The sequence below is a fragment of the Brevundimonas sp. BH3 genome (assembly GCF_045345115.1).
Taxonomy (GTDB): domain Bacteria; phylum Pseudomonadota; class Alphaproteobacteria; order Caulobacterales; family Caulobacteraceae; genus Brevundimonas.
This window is the reverse complement of record NZ_CP150796.1, coordinates 1,624,416-1,640,885: the sequence shown is the minus strand read 5'-3', so window position 1 is coordinate 1,640,885 and position 16,470 is coordinate 1,624,416. Positions and strand designations below refer to the sequence as shown.

Below are 16,470 nucleotides of genomic sequence, written 5' to 3'. Positions count from 1 at the left end.
AGGAACGGGAATGACAGACGCTAAACGTCCCCTTCTGTATCTATGTCTAGTCAGTCTGGTCGTCGTACTGCCTGTGGCCAGTATGAGCGCGGGCAAGGTCTGGGTGCCGTGGTCTGCATGGTTGGGAAGCAAGGGCGATCCTGCATGGGCAATCCTGTTTGAACTGCGTCTGCCGCGTACCCTACTGGCTATGATGATCGGCGCAGCTCTGGGCCTGACGGGCGCAGCGCTTCAGGGTTATACGCGAAACCCATTGGCCGATCCCGGCATGCTCGGGGTTTCCGGCATGGCCGCACTGGGAGCCGTGACAACCTTTTATATGGGCAGTTTCGCCGCCGCTGTGTGGGTGCTGCCATTTTTTGCCATGGTTGGAGCAGCCTTGGGCGTTGTGATGTTGTTGCTGATGGCCGGTGTCACCTCCAGCAGCATCACCTTCATTCTGGCGGGCGTTGTCATCCAGACTGTTGCAGGGGCCGGGGTTGCGCTTGCACTTAATCTGGCTCCCAATCCGTGGGCTGTCACCGAAATCGTCAACTGGCTGATGGGGGCTGTCACCGACCGCAGCTTTGACGAGGTAAAAATCGCAGCCCCCGGTATGCTGGCAGGATGCCTGTTCCTGTTGGGTCAGGGGCGCATGCTGGATGCCCTGACACTGGGCGAAAATGGCGCGCGCACCCTTGGTGTCAGTCTGGTGCGCGGGCGGCTGTTGCTGACCTTCGGCGTGGCGCTTGCGGTTGGCTCAGCCGTCGCCGTCGCCGGTGTGATCGGCTTTGTAGGGCTGATCGTGCCGCACCTGCTGCGCCCGCTGGTCGGGGCAAAACCTTCGGCGTTGCTGTTGCCTTCTGCGTTGGGTGGCGCTGCACTAACACTGGCAGCAGATATTCTGGTTCGACTTCTCCCTGCCGCAACCGAGGTAAAGCTGGGCGTGGCCATGGCCGCCATCGGAGGCCCCTTCTTCTTGATCCTGTTGATCTCGATGCGAAGGAAGCTGGCATGAGCGATCTGGAAGCGCACAATCTTTGTGTCCGCATTGCCGGACGCACCATACTGAACAATGTCTCTGCCTGTTTCGCGCGTGGCAAGGTGACGGCCATTGTCGGGCCCAATGGTGCGGGCAAATCGACGCTGTTGGCCTGCCTCGTTCACTTGCGGACACCGCAAACGGGACGGGTTGTGCTGGGTGGTCATGACATAGGCCGTATCTCCGAGCGCCAACGCGCCAGACAGGTCGCCTATGTTCCGCAGAATGCCGAAGTAGTCTGGGCTATCAATGGCGAAACCTTCGTCGGACTGGGCCGCACGCCCTATGTCGGCGCATGGGGTCTGTGTCGTGATGACCGCGCCTGCGTCAGTGCAGCCTTGTCCTTGACCGATACCGAGCAATACCGGCACCGTGTCATCTCTACGCTGTCCGGTGGGGAGCGTGCGCGCATGATGATCGCCCGCGCACTGGCCGGTCAGCCGGAATGGTTGCTGGCCGACGAGCCGCTGGCGGGTCTGGATCCGGGACATGTGCTGGATATGGGCGATCTGTTCCGCAAGCTGGCCCGTGATCGAGGATGCGGGATCATCGTCACCCTGCATGATCTTGGTGCAGCGATGCGTATAGCCGATCGTGTGATCGTGCTGGCTCAGGGACAGATCATTGCCGATGCTGCTCCGAAAGAAGCTCTGACACCGGACGTCCTGCGTCAAGCCTACGGCATCGTCACCCAGACGCTTGATGGAGCCAATGGTCCCGTGATCGAGGTTCTGGGCCGTGGGCTTTAATCTGTTCTGGGTTGTGGCGATGGCTTTGGTGCTGGAAGCAATCATACGCTGGCCTAGCCCCTTGCCCCATCCCGTCATGTGGATCGGCCGCTTGATCAGCGCACTGGAAAAGCGCTGGAACAGTCCTGCATTCAGTGAACCCACAAGGAAGCTTCTGGGGACTCTGACAGTCCTGCTGTTGGTTCTGGTTGCCATCGTTGTCGGTCTTGCCATCCATTGGCTTGCAGGCTTCCTGCCTCGACCCATCGACATAGCGGTAATCGTTATGGCTTGTGTATGCGGTCTAGCCTTAGGCAGCTTGTGGCAACACGTCAGAGCGATCCAGATTCCGCTGTCTGATATGCGACTGCCCGACGCCCGAAAAGCTGTGAGCATGATTGTCGGTCGTGACACGGCCAGTATGGATGAGACGGACATCGCCACAGCGGCCATCGAAAGCCTGGCTGAAAGCTTTAATGACGGGGTTGTCGCGCCTGTATTCTGGTTCGTTCTGGCCGGTTTGCCAGGGCTATTCGTCTATAAGGCCATCAACACGGCAGACAGTATGATCGGCCACATGGAGCCGCGCTGGCGAGCCTTTGGCTGGGCCGCAGCCAAGACTGATGACCTGATGAACCTGATCCCCGCACGTTTAGCGGGGGCATTACTGGCCCTTGCAGGCACGGTAGCAGGATCGGCCATTAAAGGGTGGCGCATCATGTTCCGCGACGCCCGCAAACATGCCTCGCCCAATGCGGGGTGGAGCGAAGCGGCGATGGCGGGTGTATTGGGTGTGCGACTTGGCGGCACAGTCCGTTATGACGGTTTGGAAAATGCCCGCCCCGTACTGGGCGAAGGCCCCACGCCTGTGGCATCGGATCTGAAACGGGCGATGACCGTCTATCTTTGGGCCTGCCTGGGGCTGTTTGTGCTTGTGCTGGGTGGAGGATTCTTGTGGCCGCAATAATGATTCAGGGCTGCGGGTCCGATGTCGGCAAGTCCGTGCTGGTAGCAGGTCTATGTCGGCTGTTTACGCGGCGAGGTCTAACAGTTCGTCCATTCAAACCCCAGAACATGTCCAATAATGCCGCCGTCACAGTGCCTGACAGCGAAGGTCGAATTGGTGAAATCGGTCGCGCGCAAGCGCTTCAAGCCATGGCTTGTCGAACCCCGCCGACTGTCGACATGAACCCTGTCCTACTGAAGCCGCAAAGCGATACGGGCGCGCAGCTTGTCGTGCGCGGTCAGGTACGGGGCAACTGGAAAGCCCGTGGCTATCAGGAACACAAGACAGCGCTTCTGGATGTCGTGCTGGAGAGCTTTCGCAAGCTTGAGGCCGAGGCTGATCTGGTCATAATTGAAGGGGCTGGAAGTCCTGCGGAGATCAATCTACGCAAGGGCGACATCGCCAATATGGGCTTTGCACTGGCCGCAAATGTACCTGTCATACTGGTCGGTGATATTGACCGCGGCCATGTGATCGCGGCGCTGGTTGGCGCACATAATGTCCTTGAAGACGATGATCGTGATGCCATCAAAGGCTTTATAATCAATAAGTTTCGTGGTGACCCTCAACTATTTGACGAAGGACGAAAACAAATCTGCGCCCGCACCGGATGGCATGATATCGGTATGGTGCCTTGGCTTTATGAGAGCGCACTTTTGCCCGCCGAAGATGCGGTCGCATTGCAAAGCCCGATGGGTGTAACCGGTGATCGCAAGCTGCGCATTTCAGTACCCATGTTGTCTAGGATCGCCAATTTCGACGATTTCGATCCCTTACGTCACGAGCCGCTGATCGACCTGAACTTCATACCGCCCGGTCAGGTTATTCCTGTCGACACCGACCTGATTATCATCCCCGGCACCAAGGCTACGCTGGCCGATCTAGCGTTCCTAAAGGCGCAAGGTTGGGACATCGACATCCTGTCCCATGCGCGCCGTGGCGGACGGGTCATGGGCATCTGCGGCGGCTATCAGATGCTGGGACACATGATCCATGATCCTGCGGGAAGCGAAGGAATAGCCGGTTCCGCAAACGGTCTTGGCTTGTTGGATGTTGAGACAAGCTTGGAAGGCGACAAGACCCTAAAGAACGTGACCGGTACACTGGCCGCAAACGGAGCCGCCTTTACGGGCTATGAAATCCATATTGGCAAGACAACCGGCGCGGATACCCAAAACCCTGCCGCTTATATCGACGGCCAACCCCAAGGTGCCATCAGCCCCGACGGACGCATTATGGGTCTGTATGTACATGGACTGTTTGACGAGGCCGAAGCCCGTCAGGCGCTTTTACCCGAATTGGCAGGCCAGATAGCCGCTATCGATCAGAGCCAGCGCATAGACCAAGCATTGGACCGCATCGCTGAAGCCCTTGAAAATCATCTGGACATAGAAACCCTAACCAAGATCGCCGGACTGTAATGCGTAAACTGGATTCCCTTCTCGCCATCCCTGCTCTCGATCGCGCTTCACAGCCAAACATACAGGCTGCCATTGATGGTAAGGCCAAACCCCTGCATGCGTTGGGCCGCATTGAGCAACTGGCAGTACAGTTGGCCGTCATTCAAAAAACAGCCCTCCCTGCCGTTTCTCAACCTCATCTTCTAGTTTTTGCGGGCGACCATGGTCTGACCCGTTCTGGGGTTGCCGCCTATCCTTCTGCTGTCACTGTTTCGATGGTCGATACACTGCTGTCGGGCCGAGCCAGCGCCAATGCCTTTGCCCGCGTAGTAGGCGCACAGGTAAGCGTAATTGATGCAGGTGTGGCCGCCGATCTGTCGGATCGACGAGGTCTGATCCACGCCAAGATCGCCTTGGGTACGAATGATGCAAGCGAAGTACCCGCCATGAGCGCGGACCAGGCTGTGTCTGCATTGCTCGCGGGCGCTGACGTTGCAATGCAGGCCATAGCCAATGGAGCGAACCTGATTTGTCTGGGAGAAATGGGTATAGGCAACAGTTCGTCTGCGGCCCTGATAATCCATCGCCTTGCCCCTGCCCCATTAGAAACGTGTGTGGGACCGGGAGCCGGTCATTCTCCCGAAGGACTGGCTCATAAATATAGGGTTCTGGCCAAGGCGGCAGCGCGCACCGATGTGAACGAACCCATAGATGTTCTGGCCCAATTCGGAGGCTATGAAATCGCCATGATGGCAGGGGCGCTTCTGGCCTGTGCAAAGGCCGGTGTCGCTGTGATAGTTGACGGCGTTATCTGTTCGGCAGCAGCGCTTATTGCTCTACGTCTGGCACCACAGGCACATGATTATTGTATCTTTGCCCATGCCTCGGTCGAGCCCGGTCACAAGATTATTATGGACGCGCTCAGAGCCAAACCCTTACTGAATCTGGGAATGCGTCTCGGCGAAGGCACAGGGGCACTGTTGGCCATTCCTCTTTTGCAAGCGGCCTGTGGCTTGTTAAGCGATGTCGCCGATCTGAAGGACGTTTTGGAAGGCTCTGCATGATCCGCCGCGAGATAAACCTGATTATCTGCGCGGTGCAGTTTCTGACGCGGATACCAACGCCGGAACTGAAACGGTTTGATCCCGCCTGGATACAAGCCAGCGCCCGTTATTATCCAATGGTGGGGATGCTGGTCGGAACCCTATCTGCGGCAGTGCTGTGGGGTGCTTCGCAACTAGCCTCCCCCTTGGTAGCAGCCTTATTGTCCATTGCCGCAAGTATGGCCCTGACGGGGTGTTTCCATGAGGATGGTCTGGCCGATTGCGCTGACGGTATAGGCGGAGGGACCACCCGAGAACGCCGACTGGAAATCATGAAGGACAGTCGACTTGGCACCTATGGCGCATCGGTCCTGTTCCTGAATCTGATGATCCGTGCTGCATGTCTGGCGACTCTTATTGCAGTGTCGCCGGTTCTTGCGGCTATAGCCATGATCTGTGCGCAGAGCTTTGGCCGTTCCGCAGCCGTGACGGCTATGACCATCATGCCCTATGGCGGAAACCCGGGCATGGCCAAGGAAGGTAATCCCGATCGGGCCTCTGCGCATAATGCGATCATCGCAATCTTGATCGGCATAATTCCCTTTGTGTTCCTGACGCCGGTCATGGCCAGCACAGGTTTGGCAGTTGGCATGATGGTCGCGGCGGTTCCGGTGCTGCTGGCATGGAAATATCTGGGGGGACGCACAGGCGACGTCCTGGGTGCCGTCGAGCAATGCTTCGAGATCGGGTTCTTGCTTGCGCTAGGAGCCGTGATCCGCCTGTGACCCGGATTATCGTATGTCCGCTGCATGATGTGGATGCGTTGATTGCAATTCAGCGGCCCAGCCATATCGTCAGCCTGATGTCACCATCGGCCCGTCTGGATATCGACATGTCCGGTCACAAGGCAGATCATCTGGTCCTGCGCTTCAATGATATTGCCGAACCCTGCAAGGGACTGATCGCGCCGGATGAGAATCATATCCGTAAATATCTGGATTTTCTGCAAAGCTGGGACAGCACCCAGCCATTGCTTGTCCATTGCTGGGCAGGGGTTAGTCGCTCTCCGGCAGCGGCCTATATCGCCATGGTTCAAAGCCAGCCAGAGATGACAGAGCTGGATATTGCTCGCCACCTCCGAGCCAAGGCTCCCCATGCCACTCCGAACCGCCGCATCATCGAAATAGCCGATACCCTGCTGGCAAAAAGTGACAGGATGTCTGCCGCTATCGCTGACATCGGCAGAGGTTCGGATACCGCATGGGGCAGCAGCTTCAGCCTGTCTGGCCGCTGATACGCAATGTGCCATCTTCATAGGCATCTATACGCAGTGACGAAGGCGACAGTTTTTGCTGTTCCATATGCACAAGGAATGCTCGCCCGCTTGCGGATGGAATGCGGTCCAGTTCGAACTTCAGGCCATTCCCCTGTGTCGAAATTTGTATCTGAACCCCTGCCTGACGCGCTGCCTGTTCCAGAGCCTGCCGTGCATTGGAACCGCCTTTTTTATAGGCTTTCGCTTCTTCAATCTGGCGATTTATGCGCGCCAAACGCATTTCCGCAGTTTGGCGATCAAAGGCCGCACTATCGCGCCATGACTGAACGGGTTTGAGAACGCCGTACCACTCCGCAATCCCCAACAGCAAAACGGCCAGACCCGCCAGCATGATTTTCTCGCGATTGGTGCGCATGGCCCACTGGGCTTGAAGGGACATCATTGGCTTGCTCCGATCACGAAGGCACAGACGCTTTGTCCACTTTCATTGGTTGGCTCGCAGCCCGTAAAATTCAGCCCGTATTGCATAAGCGATTCACGAATGCGGTTGGCGTCATCGGCATTACTCAAACGAAGTACACCCCGTAATTCGCCATTCGCACCTGAAACTTCCGACAGGCTGATCACCGTTTTTGGGGCAAGAACGCTTACCAAAGCCGCTAATGTCTTGGTGTAACTGCCTAAGGGAGGATGCGTTTGCAGGCGGCTGTCCGCCTGTTCCAGAACATCATCCTGATTAGCTAGCTCCGGCATGTAAGCGATAGCCTGAGCAATGACTGCCTTGTCCGCGCTTCTCTGGGCCCATTTATCGTGAGCGATCTGAGCCAATCCGACCCAAGCCGGAGTCAAACACAAGATGACAGCCAGAGCGGTAATCTGTTTCCAGCTAACTCGCTTTCGCTCTTTTCCAACTGCACTGGACAGCAGATTGAGAGGACTAGCCAGTGCCCCCAGAGCTAGACGATCCAAAGCTTCATCCGGCGTGGTCCATATCAGGTTCTGGCCAGCAGCAAGCTCTTCGACCAGATCGGCGGACACAAGAGCAGACAGCCCCGTTGTCGAGATCAGGACATCACCGGATTGGCTTGAAACGGCATAGCAAGTTTCTGCCTCGACCGGCACGCATAACTGTGCGGGAATAACCGGTGCTGAATGCAGGCCCGCTGTGTCGATCCAGTTTTGCCACGTTGCCAGTAACGAACGGCGCACTGCCGCTACCGGCGTACTGTCATGGGATGAATGCCCAAGCACTACATCGTCATCTGTTAGATCATGGCCCAGCTGTTCAGACATCTGCCAGCGGGCGGCGGCGATCTTTTGGGCGGTGTTCCCCTCTGGCAAGCTAAGCCAACGCACGGCCACATCCTCGGCAGGAGCAACAACAATCCATTCGCCGGACAGGATTTGCGTCTCGTCCGGTGCCAGTTCACCGCGCCCTATGACATAGCCATCTGCTGACAGCTTTCGCCACGGTGCAGGCAGGCCAACCGCACGAGGCAGGAAGACTATGGTTTTCTCGTTCATTCTTCGGTTGTCCAACGACGGATAATGGTGCGGGCCCGTCCCTCGGGCATGATCTGCAAAACAAGGGTTCGTGAAGCGCGGCTATCACCGGCCTCGACATCGATGCGGACATCGAAATAACGGGTCACCAAAACCGTCTGGCTGCGAAGCTGTTCGTCAGCCACAACCTCGTTCAAGGCCGGTTGCGCCCAGAAGCTATCGACGCTTTGCCAGCCTTGTGCCGGACGGTTGCGGATTGCCGCGCGTGCTGCTCCCATCGTCAGACGATCTCCACTGATCGCAACAAGAACAGGAGCGTCAGCGGGCTCTAGCGTGTTGATATTGAGGCGTGTCAGGCGCGCTTCCGGCAGAGCGCACACATAGGGGCGCAATCGTCTATAGGTGTCGCCGTCAAAGCCCTTGATAGCCCGCAGTTCGCTGACATCGGCCAGCATCAGTCCGCCGGTTCGATAGTGTTTGCTGCGTGCGCCATAATAGCTGTCCTCGGCACCGCTGGCACCCCGAACATCCTGATCGGAATCCATCCAGTCAGTCAGACTGTCTGCCAGCGACAACATACGCGAACGCTCGAAGCCCAGCGCGACGCCAAGAGCAGCGAACTGGGCCACGCCTTCTTCTTGTGCTCGAAGATCTTCGCCCTGTCCCAGTAGGAGGCTGTTGAGGTTAAAACAGGCCTGACCATCATATACGAGCGTGCGAACCGCACCGCTGTCTGTCTGGACCTCGACCGCCTGCCCGATCCATCTAGGCTCCACAGGCGTCACCAAGGGATTGGCCTTGGACAAACGCATGATCTGCGCCGCAGCAAGTGTTTCTGCTATCGCGGCATGGGACTGCATCTCGGCCAGATGCTCGACATTGGCGGTGCGACGAACCGTGAACCGCACATCATCCAGTATCAGCACACAGACAGCCGCCATCACGGCCACCAGCAGCAGAACCGTCAGCAAGGCCATGCCTTCCCTGTCCGGGTTTTTCGGATCGCAACCCCTCATCCACCTGCCACCAGCAGCAGCATTTCAATGGAACCGTAGCCTTCAAGCCTCATACGAATACGGACAGCATCCGGCAAAGGACGCTCGCTCGAACTGAGGTATCCGGGTCCTTCGGATTGGCCTTGGATTAAGGTGATACGAACATCCGAAACGCCTCGGTAAAGCACCTGAGACGGATTGGGCGATCCTCCATCCAGATAGCGATATGTCCGCCGCTCCAGACGATCTTCGACCAGACGATACTCAACCTTTTGCAGCGAAGACCGATCCTCGTTTTCAGGATTGCTCCAGCCCGCCCGCACCAGTGTCAGTAAGGGTTGGTCCGCAGTATGACCCACTATAACAGGTGCAGGAAAAGGCCGTCCCGAAATGCCACGTGTGCGACGGGGCACGACCTGAGACACATCGGCGTGCAACATGGATGTGGTGCGTTGTAACTCGGCGACACGAGCGGCATGGCCTTTGATCGTAAAACGGGCATCCACCACCTGCGTCAACACCAGAACGCCCGCGGCCGAAATCAGGGCAAAGACGGCCACAGCCACCAGAACCTCGACCAGCGTAAAGCCCTCACGCGATGACGCTCGCAAAGACATCAGCCAGCGTCCACTCTGTGAGCCAGACGGCGTGCAACCTGCTCGCCATCGCTGAACACGCGCACTTCGAAAACAGTCACGCCATCTCGCGATACAGGCGTATGGCGCACCCAGTCCCAACGACGTCCCGCCATTTCGATCTGCCCCTGACAAGCCGATGAAAAGCCCAGTGCGGCTTCCGCAGCGATCTTATCGGCGACAATCCCGCCTAGCGCTTTGCGCTCCATAATCGCCGTGGTTCGAGTGCTCTCCAGTGACAATTTTACCAGCGCCATTGCCGCCAAAGCAAACACCGCCAGTGCCACCAACATCTCGATCAGGGTAAAGCCGTCACGGCCCCGCTCATGGCGCAAAGGATACCTCCCCTGCGCCATCAACTTTCAAGGTCACACTGCGATTGTCTTTGATCAGTATGATCTCGGCAGGCTCGCTCGCACCAGTCGGATCGAACACGACACGCGACGCTTGAAAAGCACTGACACCCTCCGGCCACAAGGCGGCTTTCAGGCTACCGGTCACAGGATGCCATTCCACGCCGTCAAAACTATGGAATGAATAGCCACGCGCATCGATCATGGCCGCCACACTGCGATTGCCAAGGATCGCCTCGTCGCGCGCCATGATCAGCCGTGCCGCCAGACGTTCTCCTTCCACCGCTATGGTCGGACGCGGATCGGGGGCTGACACCACGACAGCCGTCGCGGCCACGCCGATCACGGTAATAACCACCAGAAGCTCGACCAGAGTGAAACCCTGACGCAGTGGCTTAGAGCGACTAGAGGCTCCAGTTGCCGATGTCGGCATCGTTCCCCTCGCCTCCTGCCTTGCCATCGGCACCAAATGTCCAGACGTCAAAGGCCCCGCCATGCTCGCTGTTGCGGCGGTACTGATAAGGATTGCCCCACGGATCCTGCGGCAAGCGGCGCACATACCCGCCCTGACGATAGCGGTCCGGCTGGGCCAGATCCGCGGGCGGTGTTTTCAAAGCCTCAAGTCCCTGCTGGTCGCTGGGAAAGGCCATATTGTCGAGGCGATAGGTCTCCAGCGCCTGTTCCAGCACGGCGATGTCGGCGCGGGCCTTGCCCTGCATCGCCTTGTCCTGACTGGGCAGCACATTGATAACCACCACAGTCGCGAGCAGGCCGATAATGGTGATGACCACCAGCAGTTCCACAAGGGTAAAGCCCTCGCGGTCCTGCCTATGTTTACGGCGACGATTGTTACGGGCCGATTGAACCAGTTTCGACAACATCATGACCTCGTTCACCCCATAGCCAGGGTGTTGATCTGCAAAATGGGGAGTAGGATCGACAGCACGATCAGGGCCACAACGCCGCCCATCACCACGATGATGGCGGGCTCCAGTAGGCTGAGCATGACGGATGTGAAATTGGCGAACTCGCGGTCCAGATAATCGGCCGCGCGGGCCAACATCGGTTCCAGACGTCCGCTGGATTCACCTGATGCCGTCATATGGATCAGGACCGGTGGAAAGACCTCTGCCCGTTTCATAGCCGATGACAGGCCACCACCTTCGCGCACAGCTTCGGCCATAGCTTCGGTGGCTTGACGCAGGGCACGGTTCGACACGGTATGGGCGGTGATATTCAACCCTTCCAGAACCGGAAGCCCGGCGGCGATCATCGTGGCCAGAGTACGGGCCATCTGCGCTGCATGAAGATCACGCACCAGCGCCCCGACCACAGGCAACCGCAGCACCATGGCATCGGTCTTGAGGCGAATATCCTCGCGACGGCGGGCGATAACCAGACCTGCGACAGCCAATGCCATGAGCAAACCCGCCAGCCAGCCCCACTGGGTCATCGCTCGTGACAAAGCGATGATACCGCGTGTCAACAACGGCAAGCTCTGGCCCATACTGTCGAACTGCTCGACCACCTTGGGCACGACAAAGGTCATCAGGGCGACCACAACACCCGATGCCACCATTGCGAGCACACAAGGATAAACCAGTGCCGCAATAACCTTGCCGCGGATTTCCTGATCTCGTTCCAGCCCGTCTGCCAGACGTTCCAGAATGGACTGCAAAGCCCCCGAAGCCTCTCCAGCCTTGACCATAGCGCGATACAGCGGTGGAAATGCGGATCCTTGAGTGGCCATAGCATCGGCCAGACCGCGCCCTTCCAACAGTGCCGTATGGACCCCTTCCAGTGCCTGTCTGACATTGGGCCGTTCAGCCTGCGCGACCAGTGTCCGCATCGCTTCTTCGAGCGGCGTGACCGAAACCAGTGTCGCCAGTTGCCGTGTAGAAAGCGCCAGAGCCTTGGCCGACAGACGTGACTTGCCTTTAGGGGTTATAGCCTTGGTGCCAGCCTCACCTTCGCGCAAGTCCAGCACCAGCATCTGGCGCTGTTCCAGCTGTTGCCGCACAGCCTCGATGCTCGAGGCACGAATGTGTCCGCGCACAGTCTGCCCCGATACATCCACCGCGACATAGGCAAAGCCGATCATCAGGCCGTCGCCTCTATGGTGCGATCGCCGGTGACACGAACCGCCTCTTCAACCGAGGTGACACCTGCCAGCACCAGTTGGCGCACGCCATCGGCCAGCAAACCTGTCCGGTTCGCTCCGAAGGCTGCCTCGGCCAGTTCTTCTTCCGAGGCCGACATGGCAATCAACTGGCGGATGCGGTCATCAACGCGCAGGGCTTCATAAACCCCCTGACGTCCCTGATAACCGGTCTGGCTGCAATGGCTGCACCCCACGGGACGATAATGACGGCTGCCGACCATAACGCCGATGCGGGCGGCTGTGGCAGCATCAAGAACATCCTCGCGGCGACATGCGCTGCACAGTTTACGCACCAGCCTCTGGGCCAATATCAACCGCACACTGGACGCGAGAAGGAAGGGCTCCACCCCCATGTCCCGCAAGCGCACAATGGCCCCTGCGGCATCATTTGTGTGAACCGTAGAGAGCACCAAATGTCCCGTCAGCGAAGCCTGCACAGCAATCGAGGCCGTCTCGGAATCACGGATTTCACCAACCATCACCACATCGGGATCTTGGCGAAGAATGGCCCGCAAACCCGCCGCAAAGGTCATGCCGACGCGGCTGTTCACCTGTGTCTGGCCAATGCCTTCGATGGCATATTCCACCGGATCTTCGACGGTCAGGATATTGCGCTGGCCGTCATTCAATCCCGACAGGGCGGCGTAAAGCGTAGTAGTCTTGCCCGATCCCGTCGGGCCAGTAACAAGGATCACACCGTGCGGCTCTGATAGGGCCAGATCAAAGGCGGCACGTTCACCCTTCCCCATGCCAAGTGCATCTAGATCAACACCTGCCTTGTCGCGATCCAGCACCCGCAACACCACACGCTCTCCAGCCCGTGAAGGCAGGGTCGAGACACGCACATCCAGATTTCGTCCGCCCAGCATCAGAGCAATGCGTCCGTCCTGTGGTACCCGTTTTTCGGCAATATCCAGCCGCGCCATCACCTTGATACGCGACACCAACAAGGGAGCCATGCGCGGGTTCAAGCTCAAGGCCTCTCGCAACACCCCGTCAACGCGAAGGCGCACCAGAAGGCGACTCTCGAAGGTTTCGAGATGAACATCCGATGCACCAAGCCTCACAGCCTCGGCGATCACGCCATTGATCAGACGGATCACCGGCGCATCGTCATGACTGTCCAGCAGGTCTTCGGCGGCAGGCATGTCCTCGACCAGACCTTCCAGACCGCTCGGGATAGATAGATCGTCGTTCACATCGGCACCCAGCGCATGGCTGGCATAGATTTCCGACAGTCGGCGCTCGAAGGTCGCATCATCGATCACCGCAACATCCAGCGGATGGCCGAGCAGACGCCGAGCCTCGACCAGTGCCAGCGGACCGACATCCGGTCGTGTGCCCACGGACATCACATCGCCCGCCTGCAACAGCACCACCCCCTCGCGCCGCGCAAAGCTGTAGGGCAGCTTCGGATCAGCGAGCATTATCATCGCGGACTTCCGGTGCAGATGACATCGCGACGGCGGGCGGCTGGGTGCGCATATAGTCGCGCAGCAAGGCATCGAGGCTAGGCTCGACATCAGGATGCATCGCCTGTTGCTGGGCTCGCATATAACCCCAGCGATCAGCGCTCAGGCCCTGTGCATCCTCGGGCGTGCGAATGATGGTTGGCCGCAGGAACACCATCAGATTGGTGCGTCCGCCCTGACGGCTGGTGGTGCGGAACAGATGGCCGATGACAGGAACATCACCCAGCCCCGGCACGCGCGTGGACTCAAGCCGTTCGTTCTGGTCCAGCAACCCGCCCGCCACGGCGATATCGCCATCATCCACCACCAGAGTGGTTTCCAGCTCGCGCTTGTCCAGAACGATATCGTTCGCCGATCGGGTCAGGACGCCATCAATGGCCGAGACCTCCTGTTTCAACGTCAGAGTTATCGAGCCGCCAGAGTTGATCTGGGGACGCACCGTCAGGCGCACACCGATGTCCTTGCGCTCGGTCGTCGTGAACGGGTTGGAGTTCCCATCCAACAGGGTCTGACCCGTGGTGATCGGCACTTCTTGACCGACAAGGAAGGTGGCTTCCTCATTATCCAGGGTCATGATCGACGGTGTTTGCAGCAGGTTCGATCCGGCGTCGGTCTTGGCCGCATTAATGATGAAGCCGAACAGGCCATCACCGCGCTTTCCACCCAGTCCGCCAACAAATCCGTTCGCGCCCAACAGACCGTTCAGAGCAATGTTCTGCAGTTGCTCGCGAAGCGGGTCATCCTTTTCCAGTTCACTGGAGGCGATCCCTCCCAGCACCGGCAACATGGGGCTGGCACTATCCGAATAGTTGGTCAGACCTGCGCCATATTCACCCGCTGCGATCCACTGAACGCCCAGTTCACGTACGGCATTATCGGACAGCTCGACAACGATGGCCTCGATCAAAACCTGCTGACGACGCACGTCCAGTCGACGTATCACATCCGTCAGGGTTCGTTGCAGATCGGCAGGGCCCGAAATCACTAGAGCATTAGCCCCGGGGAAGCGGGCAATAGTCGCACGCTGACCGGTTTCCGTGACTGTGGTAGTGCCGATGGAACCCGTCTGATCAGCATCAGCCGATGTGGCGTTACGCGCTGCATCCGGCGTGTTGGCTGAGCGCGTAATGCCGCCATTGCGAAGCATTGTGGCCCGTGAAGCCTGCCCTGTACCTTCGACAGGTTGCCCAACAATCTGTTGCAACACAGGGAGCAACTGCCCCGCATCCGCATGCTCCAGAAAGATAACATTCACATCCTGATTGGCCCGTGAGCGGCCATCTAGATCGGCAACCAGTCCTTTAACGCGCTCCAGTTGACGTGCATCGCCACGCAGCACGACCGAGTTCGAGCTTTGCACCGGAGTAACCGTGATGTTGGCGTTTTGGCCCAGCACCTGTTGCAGCACATTGGCGATCTCGCGCGCCGAGGCGTTTTCCAGCGCAATAACCTGATAGTCGCTGCGATCCACATCGATGCGCGCAACCAGAGCGCGTATACGGCCCATATTGTCTGCATAATCGGCCACAACGACATTATTGGCGACGGCATTGGGCAGGACCTGACCTTCGCCTCCCACCAGTGGTCGGATCGTCTCCGCTGCTGATGCTGCATCGATATGGCGTAAGTTAAAGACCTCGGTAACGAACCGCCCTGCTCCCACACCTGACGGGCCTTGAGCCGCACCGGCTGCCGGACTGATGCGATAGGTGCCCGCCCCTGTCTGGTTCACCACCAGATCATTGGCCCGCAAGGTAGACAGGAACAACTCGAACAACTGCGCCGAGGTTAACGGGCGCGGGCTGGAAACCGTGACCGTACCCGTCACCGCAGGATCAACGATAAAGGTGCGTCCTGTGCGACGGCCCACATCCTGCACAAACGCACGGATATCGGCATTTTGCACATTCAGGGTCTGGCGTTCCTGCGCCATAGCTACAGTGCTAAGGCCCGCAAACGGAGCCTGCGCGGCCAGTGCCAGTGCCAGCACAGAAGGAAGCAACAAACGCGATCGTCGCATCATCTAGCGTGTCCTGATGGAAGTCATGCGCCGCTGCCCGCCGCGCTCGTATGAGATTTCAGCCGTGGCGGCATTGGAAAGTCGCTGGCGAAGGGTTGCGATAGCCTGCGGCGAGTTCAGTGCAGTGCCATTGACCGACAGGATGATGTCGCCGTCCTGAAGCCCCGCAGCGGCCAATTGAGGTACGTTTTCGCCCGCACTGACCTGTAGCCCCTTGACGGAAAGCCCTTCCATCTTGGGTCGCAAACCGGCTTCGGCGACCAGTTTTGACGGATCAACCAATGCAGCTTGTGCTGGGGGTGCTTCAGCGTCTGCACTTGTAGCTTTTTCATCAGGAGCTTGGGTTTGCATAACCCCCATCTCGGGGAAACCAACCCGCAGGAAGCGACCATTCATCTGAATGATCACATGATCTGGATTGACAGTTTTGAGCACCGAACCGGTGCTGACTTCTTCGCCCACAGCCACAGAAACCTGCACACCGTCAGGAAGGCCGATAATAGCCGAGCCGCCTCCGACACCGTCAGCACTGACGCCAAACAGGCTAAAACCGCCATTGTCGGCCGTCGCTTCCACCGCCGCCTGACCTTCGGCAAAAAAAGGATCAACGCGGCTTAGCACCGCCACATCAATCACAGCAGAGGTATTAAGGTTGGTGTGCAGCTGTTCCGGTTCGACAAAGACCCAAATGGCGCGTCCCAGCTGGATTACAATTCCGATCAACAGCGCCAGTGCCAGCCAGAGACGCCAATTAAGCCCCTGCTGGAACGAGGCCCATGACAAAGGGCCCAAGGGTTTGTGACTCTGAAACAATGGCCGATGTCCCGACATGCGATCCAGAAAAATCGCTACATCCA

Annotated in this window: 18 protein-coding genes; 7 read left to right on the top strand and 11 right to left on the bottom strand. The window is 58.4% G+C overall.

Annotated features, from left to right (window positions below; translation table 11 throughout):
• The first annotated feature begins 10 nt into the window (after nt 1–10).
• From WEU32_RS07920 to WEU32_RS07890, 7 genes are read left to right on the top strand one after another with little or no spacing between them, the layout of a single operon-like run.
• Nucleotides 11–997, top strand: a complete 987-nt coding sequence (locus tag WEU32_RS07920) for a FecCD family ABC transporter permease (protein WP_406851531.1) — start codon at nt 11–13, stop codon at nt 995–997.
• Complete coding sequence (locus WEU32_RS07915) at nt 994–1,770, top strand: ABC transporter ATP-binding protein (protein ID WP_406851530.1); 777 nt, start codon at nt 994–996, stop codon at nt 1,768–1,770. Before WEU32_RS07920 ends, WEU32_RS07915 begins: the two co-directional genes overlap by 4 nt.
• Nucleotides 1,760–2,716, top strand: coding sequence for an adenosylcobinamide-phosphate synthase CbiB (gene cbiB, locus WEU32_RS07910; RefSeq protein ID WP_406851529.1), 957 nt, complete (start codon nt 1,760–1,762; stop codon nt 2,714–2,716). The genes WEU32_RS07915 and cbiB overlap by 11 nt, the downstream gene beginning before the upstream one ends.
• The gene (locus tag WEU32_RS07905; RefSeq protein WP_406851528.1) at nt 2,704–4,176 is read left to right on the top strand and encodes a cobyric acid synthase; all 1,473 of its coding nucleotides are present in this window, start codon (nt 2,704–2,706) and stop codon (nt 4,174–4,176) included. The genes cbiB and WEU32_RS07905 overlap by 13 nt, the downstream gene beginning before the upstream one ends.
• On the top strand, nt 4,176–5,219 hold the full coding sequence (gene cobT, locus WEU32_RS07900; RefSeq protein WP_406851527.1) for a nicotinate-nucleotide--dimethylbenzimidazole phosphoribosyltransferase: 1,044 nt from the start codon (nt 4,176–4,178) through the stop codon (nt 5,217–5,219). The genes WEU32_RS07905 and cobT overlap by 1 nt, the downstream gene beginning before the upstream one ends.
• Entirely contained in the window at nt 5,216–5,983 is a 768-nt protein-coding gene (gene cobS / locus WEU32_RS07895) for an adenosylcobinamide-GDP ribazoletransferase (RefSeq protein WP_406851526.1), read from the top strand. The genes cobT and cobS overlap by 4 nt, the downstream gene beginning before the upstream one ends.
• The gene (locus WEU32_RS07890; RefSeq protein ID WP_406851525.1) at nt 5,980–6,492 is read left to right on the top strand and encodes a tyrosine phosphatase family protein; all 513 of its coding nucleotides are present in this window, start codon (nt 5,980–5,982) and stop codon (nt 6,490–6,492) included. The genes cobS and WEU32_RS07890 overlap by 4 nt, the downstream gene beginning before the upstream one ends.
• On the opposite strand, the gene gspM is transcribed toward WEU32_RS07890, so the two are convergent.
• From gspM to WEU32_RS07835, 11 genes are read right to left on the bottom strand one after another with little or no spacing between them, the layout of a single operon-like run.
• On the bottom strand, nt 6,473–6,916 hold the full coding sequence (gspM, locus tag WEU32_RS07885) for a type II secretion system protein GspM (protein ID WP_406851524.1): 444 nt from the start codon (nt 6,914–6,916) through the stop codon (nt 6,473–6,475). The genes WEU32_RS07890 and gspM overlap by 20 nt on opposite strands.
• On the bottom strand, nt 6,913–7,998 hold the full coding sequence (gspL, locus tag WEU32_RS07880) for a type II secretion system protein GspL (RefSeq protein ID WP_406851523.1): 1,086 nt from the start codon (nt 7,996–7,998) through the stop codon (nt 6,913–6,915). The genes gspM and gspL overlap by 4 nt, the downstream gene beginning before the upstream one ends.
• Entirely contained in the window at nt 7,995–8,954 is a 960-nt protein-coding gene (gene gspK / locus WEU32_RS07875) for a type II secretion system minor pseudopilin GspK (protein WP_406851522.1), read from the bottom strand. Before gspK ends, gspL begins: the two co-directional genes overlap by 4 nt.
• A gap of 35 nt (nt 8,955–8,989) precedes the next feature.
• Entirely contained in the window at nt 8,990–9,589 is a 600-nt protein-coding gene (gene gspJ, locus WEU32_RS07870) for a type II secretion system minor pseudopilin GspJ (protein ID WP_406851521.1), read from the bottom strand.
• On the bottom strand, nt 9,589–9,942 hold the full coding sequence (gene gspI / locus WEU32_RS07865) for a type II secretion system minor pseudopilin GspI (protein WP_406851520.1): 354 nt from the start codon (nt 9,940–9,942) through the stop codon (nt 9,589–9,591). The genes gspJ and gspI overlap by 1 nt, the downstream gene beginning before the upstream one ends.
• Entirely contained in the window at nt 9,932–10,393 is a 462-nt protein-coding gene (locus WEU32_RS07860; RefSeq protein WP_406851519.1) for a GspH/FimT family pseudopilin, read from the bottom strand. The genes gspI and WEU32_RS07860 overlap by 11 nt, the downstream gene beginning before the upstream one ends.
• Nucleotides 10,365–10,841 (bottom strand): type II secretion system major pseudopilin GspG, encoded by a 477-nt coding sequence (gspG, locus tag WEU32_RS07855; protein ID WP_406853413.1) that lies wholly within the window; start codon nt 10,839–10,841, stop codon nt 10,365–10,367. Before gspG ends, WEU32_RS07860 begins: the two co-directional genes overlap by 29 nt.
• A gap of 11 nt (nt 10,842–10,852) precedes the next feature.
• Nucleotides 10,853–12,061, bottom strand: coding sequence for a type II secretion system inner membrane protein GspF (gene gspF, locus WEU32_RS07850; RefSeq protein ID WP_406851518.1), 1,209 nt, complete (start codon nt 12,059–12,061; stop codon nt 10,853–10,855).
• Nucleotides 12,061–13,554: a type II secretion system ATPase GspE gene (gspE, locus tag WEU32_RS07845; RefSeq protein ID WP_406851517.1), complete on the bottom strand. Its 1,494-nt coding sequence runs from the start codon at nt 13,552–13,554 to the stop codon at nt 12,061–12,063. The genes gspF and gspE overlap by 1 nt, the downstream gene beginning before the upstream one ends.
• Nucleotides 13,538–15,616: a type II secretion system secretin GspD gene (gene gspD / locus WEU32_RS07840; RefSeq protein WP_406851516.1), complete on the bottom strand. Its 2,079-nt coding sequence runs from the start codon at nt 15,614–15,616 to the stop codon at nt 13,538–13,540. Before gspD ends, gspE begins: the two co-directional genes overlap by 17 nt.
• Complete coding sequence (locus WEU32_RS07835; protein WP_406851515.1) at nt 15,617–16,405, bottom strand: type II secretion system protein N; 789 nt, start codon at nt 16,403–16,405, stop codon at nt 15,617–15,619. It abuts the gene before it with no gap.
• Between the last annotated feature and the right edge of the window lie 65 nt (nt 16,406–16,470).

Excerpts from the sequence above, each read along its gene's own strand:
- gspL (WP_406851523.1), bottom strand. The coding sequence starts at position 7,998 with ATGAACGAGAAAACCATAGTCTTCCTGCCTCGTGCGGTTGGCCTGCCT.
- WEU32_RS07915 (WP_406851530.1), top strand. The coding sequence starts at position 994 with ATGAGCGATCTGGAAGCGCACAATCTTTGTGTCCGCATTGCCGGACGC.
- cobT (WP_406851527.1), top strand. The coding sequence starts at position 4,176 with ATGCGTAAACTGGATTCCCTTCTCGCCATCCCTGCTCTCGATCGCGCT.
- gspJ (WP_406851521.1), bottom strand. The coding sequence starts at position 9,589 with ATGTCTTTGCGAGCGTCATCGCGTGAGGGCTTTACGCTGGTCGAGGTT.
- cobS (WP_406851526.1), top strand. The coding sequence starts at position 5,216 with ATGATCCGCCGCGAGATAAACCTGATTATCTGCGCGGTGCAGTTTCTG.
- WEU32_RS07920 (WP_406851531.1), top strand. The coding sequence starts at position 11 with ATGACAGACGCTAAACGTCCCCTTCTGTATCTATGTCTAGTCAGTCTG.
- gspD (WP_406851516.1), bottom strand. The coding sequence starts at position 15,616 with ATGATGCGACGATCGCGTTTGTTGCTTCCTTCTGTGCTGGCACTGGCA.
- WEU32_RS07860 (WP_406851519.1), bottom strand. The coding sequence starts at position 10,393 with ATGCCGACATCGGCAACTGGAGCCTCTAGTCGCTCTAAGCCACTGCGT.
- gspG (WP_406853413.1), bottom strand. The coding sequence starts at position 10,841 with ATGTTGTCGAAACTGGTTCAATCGGCCCGTAACAATCGTCGCCGTAAA.
- gspK (WP_406851522.1), bottom strand. The coding sequence starts at position 8,954 with ATGGCCTTGCTGACGGTTCTGCTGCTGGTGGCCGTGATGGCGGCTGTC.
- gspM (WP_406851524.1), bottom strand. The coding sequence starts at position 6,916 with ATGATGTCCCTTCAAGCCCAGTGGGCCATGCGCACCAATCGCGAGAAA.
- gspE (WP_406851517.1), bottom strand. The coding sequence starts at position 13,554 with ATGATAATGCTCGCTGATCCGAAGCTGCCCTACAGCTTTGCGCGGCGC.
- gspF (WP_406851518.1), bottom strand. The coding sequence starts at position 12,061 with ATGATCGGCTTTGCCTATGTCGCGGTGGATGTATCGGGGCAGACTGTG.